Origin of the sequence: Chryseobacterium jejuense (assembly GCF_017877355.1) — a bacterium.
Classification (GTDB): Bacteria; Bacteroidota; Bacteroidia; order Flavobacteriales; family Weeksellaceae; genus Chryseobacterium; species Chryseobacterium jejuense_A.
On the sequence record NZ_JAGIPR010000001.1, the window covers coordinates 818,256 to 831,983 of the forward strand.

The 13,728-nt window shown below is 35.4% G+C and carries 11 protein-coding genes; 4 read left to right on the forward strand and 7 right to left on the reverse strand.

The annotated features are described in order from the left end of the window. Positions 1 to 125: 125 nt before the first annotated feature. From J2772_RS03715 to J2772_RS03730, 4 genes are all read right to left on the reverse strand, one after another. Positions 126 to 512 (reverse strand): DoxX family protein, encoded by a 387-nt coding sequence (locus J2772_RS03715; RefSeq protein WP_209913392.1) that lies wholly within the window; start codon positions 510 to 512, stop codon positions 126 to 128. Between the two features lie 420 nt (positions 513 to 932). Beyond that, positions 933 to 1,436: a TlpA family protein disulfide reductase gene (locus J2772_RS03720; RefSeq protein WP_245365095.1), complete on the reverse strand. Its 504-nt coding sequence runs from the start codon at positions 1,434 to 1,436 to the stop codon at positions 933 to 935. Between the two features lies 1 nt (position 1,437). Further along, positions 1,438 to 1,866 carry a rhodanese-like domain-containing protein gene (locus J2772_RS03725; protein ID WP_209913396.1) on the reverse strand — a complete coding sequence of 143 codons (429 nt, stop codon included), beginning with the start codon at positions 1,864 to 1,866 and terminating at the stop codon, positions 1,438 to 1,440. Positions 1,867 to 2,013: 147 nt separating this feature from the next. Next, entirely contained in the window at positions 2,014 to 2,214 is a 201-nt protein-coding gene (locus tag J2772_RS03730; protein WP_209913398.1) for a hypothetical protein, read from the reverse strand. 4 nt (positions 2,215 to 2,218) lie between these two features. On the opposite strand from J2772_RS03730, the gene J2772_RS03735 reads away from it, so the two are divergent. The 4 genes from J2772_RS03735 to J2772_RS03750 all read left to right on the forward strand — a co-directional run bounded on the left by J2772_RS03735 (position 2,219) and on the right by J2772_RS03750 (position 8,281). After that, complete coding sequence (locus J2772_RS03735; protein ID WP_209913400.1) at positions 2,219 to 3,448, forward strand: SMI1/KNR4 family protein; 1,230 nt, start codon at positions 2,219 to 2,221, stop codon at positions 3,446 to 3,448. A gap of 132 nt (positions 3,449 to 3,580) precedes the next feature. After that, positions 3,581 to 5,260, forward strand: coding sequence for an FAD-binding dehydrogenase (locus tag J2772_RS03740; protein WP_209913402.1), 1,680 nt, complete (start codon positions 3,581 to 3,583; stop codon positions 5,258 to 5,260). Between the two features lie 8 nt (positions 5,261 to 5,268). Further along, positions 5,269 to 6,072: an SDR family oxidoreductase gene (locus J2772_RS03745; RefSeq protein WP_209913404.1), complete on the forward strand. Its 804-nt coding sequence runs from the start codon at positions 5,269 to 5,271 to the stop codon at positions 6,070 to 6,072. A 361-nt stretch (positions 6,073 to 6,433) separates the two neighbouring features. After that, complete coding sequence (locus tag J2772_RS03750) at positions 6,434 to 8,281, forward strand: chloride channel protein (protein ID WP_209913406.1); 1,848 nt, start codon at positions 6,434 to 6,436, stop codon at positions 8,279 to 8,281. Positions 8,282 to 8,636: 355 nt separating this feature from the next. Here the strand turns inward: J2772_RS03750 and J2772_RS03755 are convergent, their stop codons facing one another. The 3 genes from J2772_RS03755 to J2772_RS03765 all read right to left on the reverse strand — a co-directional run bounded on the left by J2772_RS03755 (position 8,637) and on the right by J2772_RS03765 (position 13,555). Further along, positions 8,637 to 9,581: an aldo/keto reductase gene (locus tag J2772_RS03755; RefSeq protein WP_209913408.1), complete on the reverse strand. Its 945-nt coding sequence runs from the start codon at positions 9,579 to 9,581 to the stop codon at positions 8,637 to 8,639. A 153-nt stretch (positions 9,582 to 9,734) separates the two neighbouring features. After that, entirely contained in the window at positions 9,735 to 11,543 is a 1,809-nt protein-coding gene (locus J2772_RS03760; RefSeq protein ID WP_209913410.1) for a hypothetical protein, read from the reverse strand. 971 nt (positions 11,544 to 12,514) lie between these two features. Beyond that, positions 12,515 to 13,555, reverse strand: coding sequence for an RHS repeat-associated core domain-containing protein (locus tag J2772_RS03765; protein ID WP_317194478.1), 1,041 nt, complete (start codon positions 13,553 to 13,555; stop codon positions 12,515 to 12,517). Positions 13,556 to 13,728: the final 173 nt, after the last annotated feature.

Genomic DNA, 13,728 nt, shown 5'->3' on the forward strand with positions numbered 1-13,728 from the left:
AGTCTACCAATTTCTGCCATTGATCTACAAACAGCTTCTAATTATTTTATTAAACCATTAAGAAAGCTTCATAAATCTTAATGGTTCAAACAAAATAAGAATCCAGTTACAATATTCTTCAAATGTTATTGATTGATTTTTTTTAAACGGACCTCAGGAAACATTAGGTTGATAAAACTGAATATCAACAGGATATTAAATTCGATTCCGTTTGTTCCTCCGCCTACTACAAACCAACCATTTTCCCAATGGATATAATAGATTCCCAAAGCAAAAATTACGATGTTACAGAGAGCAACGGGCTTTATAAACCGGTCTCTCCAGATAAGAAAAACAGAAACAAGGTGAGTAAGTTTTACTAACCAGGCAAGATACAGTCCTATTGGAGAGAATCCTATGGTATCCAGATAGTTAATACCAAAATTATTGACATCTCCACTAAAAATAGAGATTGCGCTATGCATAAGCAAGATGACTGATAATGCACATCTGAGGAAGTAGTTCTTTTTCATACAGCTAAGATAGCTAGCATGCCAAAGTAATGAAGTTTACTGTATATCAATTGCTTCTAACAGTATATGAATTTTTCATTTTTTTTAATATAGAATTTTAAAATAGAGCCTAACCTGTTTTTCTTAACGTTAACAAGTATCTCTCTTTGCCATTTATTAAGTAATTGTTAATTAAGTAAATGCAAAATTTAACATTTAAATTATTCCCTTAATTGTGATTTTTATAAATTTAATCCTTATTTTTACGACATTAGTTACAGAAATTAATAAAACTTGACTGAAAAAACATGTATCAATCGGGAATGAATTTCCCTCCATAGCCTTCCGATTGATGGTAGATAATCAATATTCAGTTTCCGATTCTAAGACACAAAAAAGGAGTGGTCCGGATGGCCACTCCTTTATCATTATCTTTCGATTTTAATTTTGACTTAAGTTTTTTCTCAAAAACTCTTCCAGTTCCTTTTCGTGAAGATTTTTAGCAATGATGGTTCCTTCTCCGTTAATGATTACATTAAAAGGAAGCTCATCTATTTCATAGGCTTTAGCAACAGGACTTTTCCAGAATTTTAAATCACTGATCTGTATCCAGTTGATATTAAATCGTTCAATCGCTTTCTGCCAGCTCTCTTTATTCTTATCCAAAGAAACCCCCAGAATTTCAAACTTATTAGCTTTCACCTGATCCGAATAGGTTTCATACAGCTTTTTCAGCTCAGGCTGCTCTTCTACACAGGGAGCGCACCAGGTGGCCCAGAAATCAACTAGAACCAGCTTTCCTTTTAAGCTTGAAAGGGAAAATAAAGAGCCATCCGGTTTAGCCATTGTTATTTCAGGAGCCTTCTTCCCTGCTTCAATTTTGTTTTGAGCGAATACAAATCCCGAAAACAGGATTAAAAACACTATGGTAAAACTTGTTTTCATATTAATCATTTGTCGGATAATCTTTATCCAGCCAATCGGTTTTTATATTTTTAGGAAGATTTAAAAGCTTGGCATTTTTAAAGCCCATTTCCATCAATAAGTTAAATGCAGGACGGATATTCGGACATTTTACAAAAGGACAGCATCCACAGTAGATCACTATTTCTTTATTTTTAGGAATATCTTTAAGATAATTTCTCAGTTTTTCCAGATTCTCAGGTTCATGGGTTGGTCCTATGTCTACAGAACCTTTGATAATTGCTTCAGGGCCCACCGAAATAATCAATACATCTTTGGTTCTCTGCTTTACAATTCTTGAGGCTAATAATGCTGGATCCATTAGCTGGCTGTCTTTCCAAGGATCCTGGGTTTGCTGTGCCTGACTGAAAACTGAGCAGACAAAGCACACCATGATAAACAAATACTTCATACTTCTATTTTTCACAAATATAAATGATTTATTGAATTGTAATGGGCTATATGCCTGTATTCTTCAGCTTTTATTAAGTGTTTTTATTCTTTTTAGGAGTAATATGGATAATATTAGCAGCTCCCGGCTCTATCATCAATTGGGTTCCTAATCCTCTCTCCTGCTCCCGTCCCAGAATGGCAGAGCTGTTGCCAATGTAAGTTTTCCCTGAAAAACAGGATGTGACGGAATCAGTGATATTTCAATTTCCTCTTCTTCAAGCTGGATGATGATAGATGTGGCATCAATGCTATGGCGGGTTCCATCTTTAGCGACTGCGAATACCGGATAAGGTTTAGACTCTTCCATTGTAATGATTTTTAACAAAGATAAAGCTTCAAATGAATTCTCTTTTTGTATTTTAGTGGTGAAAAATGAATCACAGTCAATAATTGACAACAACTTCAATAATTTTAAAGTACTCTTTCATTCTATGGAAATCAATCTTCCTAATCATTGGTCAGATTTTATAAAGACTTTCACCAAAAAACATAAAGAAGACATTGTTTATAATGTGGTACACGTATTCCGGACTGAAGAAGAAATCAGAGAACGCTATGATACCCATGAATTTGAAGAATTTCTTCCTGAATATATTCCTATTGCAGATGATTCTGGTGGCCAAGTTGCTGTTATTTCAAAAAATAATAAGGATACAAAAGTCTATCTGAGTTCATATGGTGTGCTTCAGAAAGAGCTTTTACAGGTTTTAGATCGTGATTTAATGCATTGGATGCAAAGAAAATTTCCTTTTGACAGAGTACAAAATGTACTGTCTGCTGCTGAAATTGAGAAAAGAGAAAAAGAAAACAGTTTGTTAGTGCAAAAAGTTTCTCCATTTCCTGCTATTACAGAGTTTTTGAAAGATCCGGTTTGTATTGAAGGCCTTGCATTACCTGAAAATTATGCCTCGATAGAGCATATTTATTATTTTCAGGATGGATATCATTATAATTCCGTAGAGAATAAAGTCTTGGCAAGTGATGCTCCGGGTGAATTCAAACCAAGTTGGATTGTTTTGGCTTCCAACTATTTTGCTGATCCTTTTTTTATAGATCTGAATGAAGCTAAAGAGGAGTTTCCTGTGTATTTCGCTTGGCATGGACAGGGAAATTGGAAGCCTGTAAAAATAGCTGAAAATTTGACTGAATTTCAGAAAGTATTGCTTCAGATTCAAAGTTTAAGGTTTGATAAAGCAGGATTAACAGATTATTTTGATGAAAATATAGATCTGGAAAATCCTTTGTGGGAAGAAGTATATATAAGTATTGAAGAAGAAGATGATGAATGTGTTTCGAACTCATTAGAAACTTATGAAACAATGGGTTCAAAAGTAAACTTGTACATTGCCGATATCGGTCCCAATAAAATGAAAGTTATTGCATTACTGAAAAAAGAATTCGGTCTCTCCGGAACAGAAGCTCTTCAACTCAGTAAAGAACCAAAAATATTATTCAGAACAGATTACAGTAAATGGCTGGAATATGATCGTAAGCAACTGGAAGATCTTGGAGCAAGGGTAGAATTTGAGACTTTGGTCTAAAAGTGACACGGAGATCTGTAAATCTCTGGTTACTACAATATTTCCTTATAGTTTTTGAATGTATTTTGCTTATTTAAGTACAAATATTTTATACATTTATATAAAGTATTGTGAATCAAAAAATACCTTATCATGGAAGAAACATTCCAGCCTGATGCCATTATTATAGGAACCGGATTGGCAGGACTTACTGCTGCAATGGAAATCACGAATGCCGGGAAAAAAGTTCTTTTGCTGGATCAGGAAACAGAACAGAATATGGGCGGACAGGCATTCTGGTCATTTGGCGGGCTTTTCCTGATTAATTCTCCCCAACAACGAAGAGTAGGAATTAAGGACTCTTATGACCTGGCTCTACAGGACTGGAAAGGAACTGCCGGTTTTGACCGTGAAGAAGATTATTGGCCCCGAAAATGGGCAGAGGCTTATCTCAAGTTTGCAGCAGGTGAAAAATACGAATATATTTCCAAACTGGGAATCAAGCTCATGTTTATGGTGGGTTGGGCAGAACGTGGTGACGGATCAGCTGACGGACATGGAAATTCTGTTCCACGTTTTCATGTAAGCTGGGGAACCGGAACAGGAGTAATAAAGCCTTTTGTGGAAAAAGCATATCAGGCCAAAGAAAAAGGCTTATTGCAAATGAAATTTCGGCACAGAGTTACGGAACTGGTTGTAGAAAAAGGAAAAGTAACTGGTCTGAAAGGTGATGTTCTTGAAAACGATACTCAGGAAAGAGGCGTTGCCACCAATAGAAATATTATTTCACAATTTGAATATTCCGCAGCTCATATTATCATCGCTTCAGGAGGTATAGGAGCCAATCACGAATTGGTAAGGAAAAACTGGCCTGAAAGACTGGGAACACCTCCGGAAAATATGGTTTGTGGAGTTCCTGCTTATGTAGATGGTAAAATGATTGGTATTGCTGAAAATGCAGGTGCCAACATTATCAATCGCGACAGAATGTGGCATTATACGGAAGGTCTACAAAACTGGAATCCCATCTGGCCCAATCACGGAATCAGAATATTGCCCGGACCTTCTTCCTTATGGTTTGATGCCAAAGGAAATCGCCTCCCCGCTCCTTTTCTTCCCGGATTTGATACGCTGGGAACTTTGAAATATATTCAGGATACGGGATATTCTTATTCCTGGTTTATTCTGACACAAAAAATCATTAAAAAAGAATTTGCACTCTCAGGTTCAGAACAGAATCCGGATATTACCAATAAAGATTATATCCTTTTTCTGAAACGGATTTTTGGTAAAAAAGCTCCCGGCCCTGTAGAAGCCTTTAAAGAACATGGTAAGGATTTCATTGTTTCGGAAAACCTTAAAGATCTGGTGGATAAAATGAACCAGCTGTCTGGTGACTACCTTCTGAATTATGAAAAAATAAAATATCAGATCGAAGCCAGAGACCGAGAACTGGACAATAAATTTTCAAAAGATACACAGGTTAACTACATTAGGAGCACCAGAAGCTATTTAGGAGACAAGCTTGGAAGAGTGGCTGCTCCACATAAAATACTTTCTCCTGAAAATGGTCCTTTAATAGCGGTACGGCTGAATATTTTAACCCGAAAAACACTTGGCGGAATAAAAACCAATCTGAACGGACAGGTTTTAAGAGAAGATGATAGCGCCATTGAAGGACTTTATGCTGCAGGTGAAGTAGCAGGCTTTGGCGGCGGCGGAATGCACGGCTACAGAGCATTAGAAGGAACATTTCTCGGCGGATGTATTTTCTCAGGAATGAAAGCCGGAAAATATATTGCCGGATTAAAAAAAGATAATTCAAATGAATAACACTCAGAATGAGCAATTATTATAACGATAAAGTAATCTGGATTACAGGAGCATCATCAGGAATTGGAGAAGCTTTAGTAAAAGAATTGGTACAAAAAAGCAACGCAAAGGTTATTCTTTCTTCCAGAAATGAAGAACAGCTCTATGAAGTGGCAGAAAGTGCCGGACTTACGGTTAACCGATATGCTGTGATTCCTTTAGATCTGAAAAACTATAAAGAAATGCCTGATATTGCAGCTAAAGCAGTGAAAGTCTTTGGAAAAATAGATATTCTCATCAATAATGCAGGACTTTCCCAACGTTCTCTAGCCATGGAAACGGATATAGAAGTAGATAAGCGTTTAATGGATGTTGATTTTATCGGAACAGTGGCTCTAACCAAAGCTGTAGTCCCTTATATGATCCAGAATAAAGGCGGGCAGATTGCTGTAGTTTCGAGTCTTATGGGAATATTCGGGGCACCGATGCGCAGTGGCTATGCAGCCGCAAAACATGCTCTTCACGGTTTCTTTGATGCGTTGCGTGCAGAATTATATACTCAAAATATTTCAGTAACTATTATTTGTCCGGGATTTATACAAACCAATATTTCCATTCACGCGGTAACCGGTGACGGTTCATCACAGGGAACTATGGATGATGCTACTATGAAAGGAATGCCTGTGGATGTTTTCGCTCAAAAAATGCTTAGAGCTATTGAAAAAAAGAAAAATCAAAAAGCCATCGGCGGCAAAGAGGTATTGGGAGTTTATCTGAAAAGGTTCTTTCCTTCCCTGCTGGCAAAAATAATCCGAAAAGCCAAAGTAGTCTAGATAAAAGTTCTTTTGAATAATTAATTGTTATTATCAGCTTTTCTTTAGTTTTCACTCTAAAACTCTAAAACCATCCATCAGTAAAATGTATCCGTTTTCAGGTAAAATATCTACCTGTTTTGAAAACAGCTGACTGGTTAATGTAAAAAAAGGTATTTACTTTTTATACAATAGAATGCATACTTTGTTTCGCAGAAGCTTATTTTATGAATGAATTATTCTGTTTGTAAATCAACCTATCAATGTCTCTATATTACTTCTTGAAAAACTTTAAAAGGATCTTTTAGGGAAGTTTTTAGCAGATATTTCATAAATTTACGCTGCTGTTTCAAATTGAGACCTGCATTAAAATTCTTCTCTGGTGAAAATTCACAACAAAAAAAAGTACCTAAGCTTTTTAAAATTTAAAAGAGATTTCCAGAAATACGGACTGGAAAAAGCCCGCAGTTATGAGCTTATTCTGCATTGGCTGAACAATAGACTCAGCCGGAATCAGTTTCTTGTGCTTTCCGGAATCCTTGTGGGTTGTACGGCTGGATTGGCTGGGGTAATCCTAAAAACGCTGGTACACAACATCCATTATTTCATTACCAATAAAGTCCATTTCGAATATCAGATCTTATTTTATATTGTTTTTCCTTTTTTAGGAATTGTCCTGACAACATTGATTGTTTTAACCCTATTTAAAGGTCAGGATCGAAAAGGAATTGGTGCTATTCTTTATGAAATTGCCCAAAACTCAAGTATTGTGGCATCTGTCAAAATGTATTCTCAGGTGATCCAGAGTGCAGTTACCGTTGGGTTGGGAGGATCTGCAGGTTTGGAAAGTCCTATTGCAGTTACAGGAGCCGCCATAGGTTCAAATTTTGCACAGACTTACAGATTGAATTATAAAGAACGTACATTATTATTGGCTGCAGGAGCTACTGCCGGAATTGCATCGGCTTTTAATGCTCCTATTGCCGGAATTATGTTTGCTTTTGAAATTCTGTTAACCGGTGTAGTTTTTACAGACTTTATTCCATTGGTGGTTGCAGCGGTTTGCGGAAGTCTTCTGTCTAGAATATTACTTCAGGAGGATGTTCTTTTCAGGTTTTATACCAGAGAAGCTTTCAATTATAAAAATGTACCTTATTACCTTATTTTAGGAATCGTAACCGGATTATATGCCAGATATTTTGTCATTATTTCTCAAAAAGTAGAACATTTTATAAAAGGTCTTCAGCTTTCAAAAATGCGTAAAGCGATGTTTGGAGGTGCGGTACTATCCCTGCTTTGTGTTCTCTTTCCCCCTTTATTCGGAGAAGGATACGAGACGGTAAAAGCTTTTACCAACGGAAACACCCATTCCATTATTGAAAACAGCTTTTTCAGGTATTTTGAAATTGGAGACTGGACGATTATTGTATTTTTAGTTCTTGTCTTATTATTAAAAGCTTTTGCTACTTCATTTACCATATTCAGTGGTGGAAACGGGGGGAATTTTGCTCCTTCTCTTTTTGCAGGAGGAACTGTAGGATACTTATTTGCATTGGTTTGTCAGCATATTGGCTTTACAGATGTTCCGGTAACGAATCTTGTATTGGTAGGAATGGCAGGAGCGATGAGTGGCGTTATGTATGCTCCACTAACAGCTATATTTTTGATTGCAGAGTCCAGTTTTGGATATGACCTGTTTATTCCGCTGATGATTGTTTCCATTATGTCTTACCTTATTGCCAAATGGTTCTCTCCGATCTCTCCGGAATTAAAGTCTCTTGCAGATGAAGGAAAAATATTTACCAACAAACATGATAAAAACCTTCTTTTTGCTTTAAGAACGGATGATTTTATCGATAAATATTCGCAGACTATTCAGGAAAACGCCTCTATTACAGATCTTTTTGAGCTGGTAAAGAATGGAGACAAAAATATTTTTGCTGTAGTGGATGATTCCAGAACCTTAAAAGGAGTCCTGACTCTTGATGATATAAGACCTTATCTTTTTAACAAAGAAATTGATCCGTTGCAAACAGTAGGTCAGATCATGAAAGCTCCGCAAGCCATACTTCATCCGAAAAATAAACCATTGGATATCCTTCAAACCTTTGATGATACCGGAGTGTGGAATCTTCCTGTTGTAAGTGAAAACAATGTTTTTATAGGGTTTATCTCCAAGTCTTCCATTCTGATGAGTTATAGACAGTTGTTGAAGGATTATTCGGATTAATGAGATCATGTTATGACCACCCTGTCAAAAATTCTTTGAATTTTCGCAACCCTTCCACAGGAGGGGAATATCACGTTTTCAATTGTGAAATTCGATAAAATTGAAAATCTATGATTTTCAATAGACTTAAATGTTTTCAAAAAAATAAATGTAATTGTTACTAAAAAATGGACTGAGATTCCTACGAATGACAAATAGAAATAGACATCATTTTGCATAGTCTTTGTCATTCTGTAGGAATCTAAACAAACCTAAACTACTTTATTATGTTTTGATAAAGTGAAATTTGAGATAAAAATAAACCCGTTCAATCTAGTATTGAACGGATTTTTTAATCTGATAATGAGGTTAGAAATTAATGACTTACTTTGTTAAGCAAATCAATATCTTCCTGATCTAAAGTAAGTTTTGGTGCATTGAACAAAGTTTCAAGCTGTGAAGAACTTGTTGCACTTACAATGGGAGCAGTAACCAACGGATTGGATAATAACCAAGCTAAAGCGACAGTTCCCTGATTGCTATGATGTTTTTCAGTCACCTGATCTAATGCTTTTAAAACTTCCAGACCCTTAGGATTTAAATATTTTCTCACACCTTCTCCTCTTGCACTTTTGGCTAAATCAGCTTCATCACGGTATTTTCCGGTTAAGAATCCTGCTGCCAGGGACCAGTATGGAAATACACCCAGATCAAACTGTTCTACCAAAGGAGCATAGTTTTTTTCAAACCCTTCTCTTTCCAATAAATTATAATGAGGCTGTAAGGCAACATATTTAGGCAGGTTGTTCTTTTCAGAAGCTTCAAAGGATGCCTTTAAACGTTCAGGAGAAAGATTGGATGCTGCAATATAACGTACTTTTCCGGCTTTAATAATTTCATCATAAGCTGATAATGTTTCCTCTACAGGAGTAATATTATCGTCAAAATGCGTATAATAAAGGTCGATATGATCGGTCTGAAGCCTTTGCAGAGATTCATCCACTGATTTCAGAATATGTTTTTTACTGATATCATAACCGTGTTCCTTTGTTTCAGAACCTACTTTGGTTGCCAGAACAATATTCTTACGGTTATTACGGCTTTTCATCCATTTTCCGATGATCTCTTCAGATTGTCCGCCTCTTCCATTTACCCACCATGAATAGGTGTCTGCTGTATCTATAAAATTGAATCCGGCTTCTGTAAACTGATCCAGTATATCAAATGACTGCTTTTCATCCAGGGTCCATCCAAAAACATTTCCTCCGAAATTAACCGGAGCCACTTCCAAATCAGTATTTTTGATCTTTCTTTTTTCCATAAAAATAATTTTACTAACTGAGATCTAAGGTAAGGAATATTGTGCTGTAGGGCTATTCAAAATACCCATACGATCTATAGTTATTATAAATGAAAAAGCCGATGATTACTCGTTTATTTTCCAACAATGTTAAAAAAATAGCGAGAGCATCGATTACTTTTCAACCTGAGGAATTTCAATACTGTTCAGCATTAGTTTATATTCCTGCAGCTGATTATTAATAGTCTGTAATCCCTGTCTGAAGAATGAAGATGCATTAAAAAGCTGATGATAGTACTCTATTCCTTCCAGCATATTTTTTCTGAAGGCATTCCATTTTTTCGTTTGGGAATGAGTAATCTGCTGGGTTGAGCCTGTTATTTCTTTTTTCAGATAATCAACATACATTTTCAACTCATTGATAAACATATTAGGACGGCTGTTATCCGGTAGAATGTTGGTATTGCCATAAATATGCTTTACCATTTCCGAAAGGGAAACTTCCTTATCAAAAAATGCAATATTTGGACCCGGGCAGATCACAACGCCTTGTTTCTCTCCTTTAATTTCTATTCCTTGTTCCATGTAGGCAGCATTCACAAGTCCAACACAAAGACAGGCTTTATCTGTAATTTCGTTTTTTTTCTTATTAAATTCCTCTTCGGAAAGGGTTTCTTTTTGAGTATACAGTTCATTAAGTTTAATATCCTGATATTTCCTGGAAGCTGTACAGGTTCCTTCCGGAGAATATTCTTTGCTTAATGCTAGTAGTTTTTTGGGACATGAGCTTCCGTATCTTCCCTTGGCTTCTTTTTGGTTTTTCAATAGTTCATTAGACGTTCCTTTTATGGTATTGAAAGGGACTCCCAAAGGGGAAATCTGACTCAGATAGAAGTCTTTCTCTTTGGCTTTTAGAAGGAGATTTCGGGTTTCTGTATCTACAGAAGTGGCTTCAGGAACCAATAAAAATGGAGATCCCCATCCTACGCTGTCTACATTGTAGGTGTTTAGTAAAAACTCATGTTCTTCAGAGGTACCTACTCCACCCTGTACGGTAATTTTCATTTCTAAAGGTTGAGACAGCACAGGTTTTTCCTTCTGCTGTAAAGCATTGTTCATTAATGTATAAGCAGACTGTATCAGATCATTTTTCTTCTGTCTGAATTCTTCCATAATAGGGCCTAAAAGCATTCCTTCTGTTGCAAATGCATGGCCACCACAATTCAGTCCCGATTCTATTCTGTACTCTGATACCCACAAACCTTTTTTAGCCAGAAAATTCCCCTGAATGATGGCAGAACGGAAGTCACTCACTTTAAGAATGATTTTCTTTTTCAAATATCCGTTTTCATCAGGAAAGAAATCATCAAATTCCTCCATATAACTGTACAGACGGGGATTCATTCCTGCCGAAAGAACCATTGAAGAAGATAATTTACTCTTTGCAAAACCGCGGAGTGAGGCATGGGCATCATTGTATATGACGGGAAGCTGTTTGTTCTTTTTATAGTTGTCTTTATCAACTTTTGTCATGATATTGACATCAATACTTCCCGGAAACAGATTGGTTTCGATAAAGTTTTTAATACTATCACTCCAGTTATCTTTTTGAGCAATGAGGTTTTGAAGGCTGCTTTTCAGATCCGATGTATTGGGCAGCATGGCCACAAAGTCTTTCAAAGCTTCTTTATTCTTACTGATTTCCTGTTTGAAAGATTCGAATTTTTCATTCACGATATCATCTACCATGTCAAGATAAGCAGTAATTCTTTTGGCTCTGTAATCCTCTGTTTTTGTTGAGATTCCTGAATAATTAAGATTAAACTTTTGGTTGTAAAAGTTTTTCATTTTTTCCAGAATTTCATCATCAATGATGGAAATCACAGAAGAAATTCCATATTGTGCAACGCGGATTGGGCTGTCTATAGTATAAGCCAATCCCATTACGGGAATATGGAAATTGTGTAACGGTTTAGTTGTCATTATGTTTCAATAAAAGTTCTTTATGTAATGCAACTAAAAATTCTTTCAACTAATTCACTGCTTAAAAGTATTGCTTTTTTAATTAATTATGTATTAAATAGTATCTTTAATGTTGAAAATATGCTAAAAGTCATTTCGAAGTTATTTGAATTTGTTGGAAATACGCAGAGGTGCAAGTTTTATTTCTGTTGTATATATTTTAAGGCACAAGAAAATCGAAGATTTTCAGCAAGATACCCTACCAGAGGTTTTGAAACGTATTATGGTAAGATACGTTTGGAAGGCCTGCTTTGGAAGAGGAAAAGAGTGCTTCGGGTTTACCGAAATATTAATTTAAAATTAAGGGTTAAAGCAGTGGTTTTTTCTTTTATCTGGCACACGAGCTAGATGCTCGCGGCAGCGGATTATTAAACATAGCCACTACAAATTATAGTGACTATGTTTTTGTTATTGCTCAAAGTCATAGAATGCGCAGCGGGGAGAGGAAGTTATAATGTTTAAAAGCCATACATCTGATTGATTACCAAATAAATATACAAAAAAAATCAAAATATAGAAAAATTATTTACTTTTTAACAAGAAAAACCGCCTCAGTTGTGAGACGGCTTCTTAGTGTTTGTAATCTCGGATGGAAAATCCGAGCTATCGGTGTGTTTTAAACACTTTATTTAGGGGCATCTGGAATTAAATTTTGCAACATTTCAAACATTTGGGATTTACATAATAAAATGGTTATAAAATACACAATAATTAATCCGACTTCCACATATATTAATAAATGATTTTTTTTTATTAAAAATATTAATCCTAAATCAATAAGAAGAAAAATAAAAATTAATAATAAAAATACTATAATAAAAAATGCTTGAATAAAAAATGCATTACCATACGTAAAAAAATATAGAAAAATTATATGAAATGGAATTAAAAATAATTTAAACGGAGTTAGCTTCAATAGTTTCATAAAATGATTATTTTTTGTTTTTCAAAGGTACAGTCCAAATATATATTTGATATGTATTTGTTAGTTTATTATTACCTCCTGCATTTCTAGGTTTAGAAATGCTACCAAACATATTGTCTAATCCTGAACCAAGTGATAGACTATTATAAACTCCCACAGTTGCCGTTTTATAATCAGAGTTTACTCTAACGGACATACCATATGAACCAACCGCACTCATAGGATTATTAATTAAATCGGAATCAAAAGCAGAAGCTTTACCATTTACAGGCATTTTAGCTATTGCATCAATTAGCTGAAGAGCTTCGGTTCCGTGTCCAAAGATACTTCCATTGTTGTGCCATAATTCTTCGGTTTCACCAATATGATAACCTCCATTATCATTTAACTTTCCTAATAGAGTTTTAAGATTTGCTTTGACTGATTCCAAATTTTTAACTTGTTCTAAAGCTCCCCCAGAATTTATTATTGCATTTTCTGGTCCAGTACCTGCAAGATAATCAACAATTATATCACGAGTATTCTTGTAGTTTTTTACTACACCTTCAGAATTATTTCTATTCCAAATTTTAAGAGTAAAATTTGTTTCGTTAGCTATTGAAGGTGCAGGGATATATAGAGACTGTATATGTGTTGTCTGACGCATTCCTCTAGTTCCATTATCATACATTTTACCATCTCTCTTGTTGATATATTCGCCTCCTATTGACCTAACAAAATCACCTGTGCTATCAATCCAACTATTCCCTCTATATCCTAATGGTGGATAAGCAGCTCTTCCATCTGGGTCTGTAAAAACTATTGGGTTATTGTTCCCATAAGTATATGGTTGCATAGTTTTCTCTACCAGCGGGTCGACATTCAACCAAAGACTTACCCTAGGATTATAATATCTCGCTCCATAATAATAGTAACCTGTCTCGTCATCCTGCTCTTTACCATTAAATTTATATGGTGCATTAGGGCTATTTTTATGGTTCTCTACAAAGACTTCGCCACTTGGGAAGTAAGCTATGCTCTGCGTTACCTCACTGTCTATACCAGAAATATAAGAACTGCTTCTCTTTTTGTAAAGATAAAAGATTTAAAGACTTCTTTAATAAAAATTTTGCTGCACTATAAAACAATAAGAGGCTGTCTCAAAAGAGATAGCCTTTTTTATGCAAAAAGGAAAGCTTTCGCTTTCCTAATAGTTGCAAATTGATTAATTTGCTGTGTGTT

What these genes read in the sequence shown, in the direction of transcription:
- J2772_RS03755 (WP_209913408.1), bottom strand. Translation starts at nt 9,581, where the DNA reads ATGGAAAAAAGAAAGATCAAAAATACTGATTTGGAAGTGGCTCCGGTT.
- J2772_RS03745 (WP_209913404.1), top strand. Translation starts at nt 5,269, where the DNA reads ATGAGCAATTATTATAACGATAAAGTAATCTGGATTACAGGAGCATCA.
- J2772_RS03735 (WP_209913400.1), top strand. Translation starts at nt 2,219, where the DNA reads ATGATTTTTAACAAAGATAAAGCTTCAAATGAATTCTCTTTTTGTATT.
- J2772_RS03740 (WP_209913402.1), top strand. Translation starts at nt 3,581, where the DNA reads ATGGAAGAAACATTCCAGCCTGATGCCATTATTATAGGAACCGGATTG.
- J2772_RS03730 (WP_209913398.1), bottom strand. Translation starts at nt 2,214, where the DNA reads ATGGAAGAGTCTAAACCTTATCCGGTATTCGCAGTCGCTAAAGATGGA.
- J2772_RS03720 (WP_245365095.1), bottom strand. Translation starts at nt 1,436, where the DNA reads ATGAAAACAAGTTTTACCATAGTGTTTTTAATCCTGTTTTCGGGATTT.
- J2772_RS03725 (WP_209913396.1), bottom strand. Translation starts at nt 1,866, where the DNA reads ATGAAGTATTTGTTTATCATGGTGTGCTTTGTCTGCTCAGTTTTCAGT.
- J2772_RS03760 (WP_209913410.1), bottom strand. Translation starts at nt 11,543, where the DNA reads ATGACAACTAAACCGTTACACAATTTCCATATTCCCGTAATGGGATTG.
- J2772_RS03715 (WP_209913392.1), bottom strand. Translation starts at nt 512, where the DNA reads ATGAAAAAGAACTACTTCCTCAGATGTGCATTATCAGTCATCTTGCTT.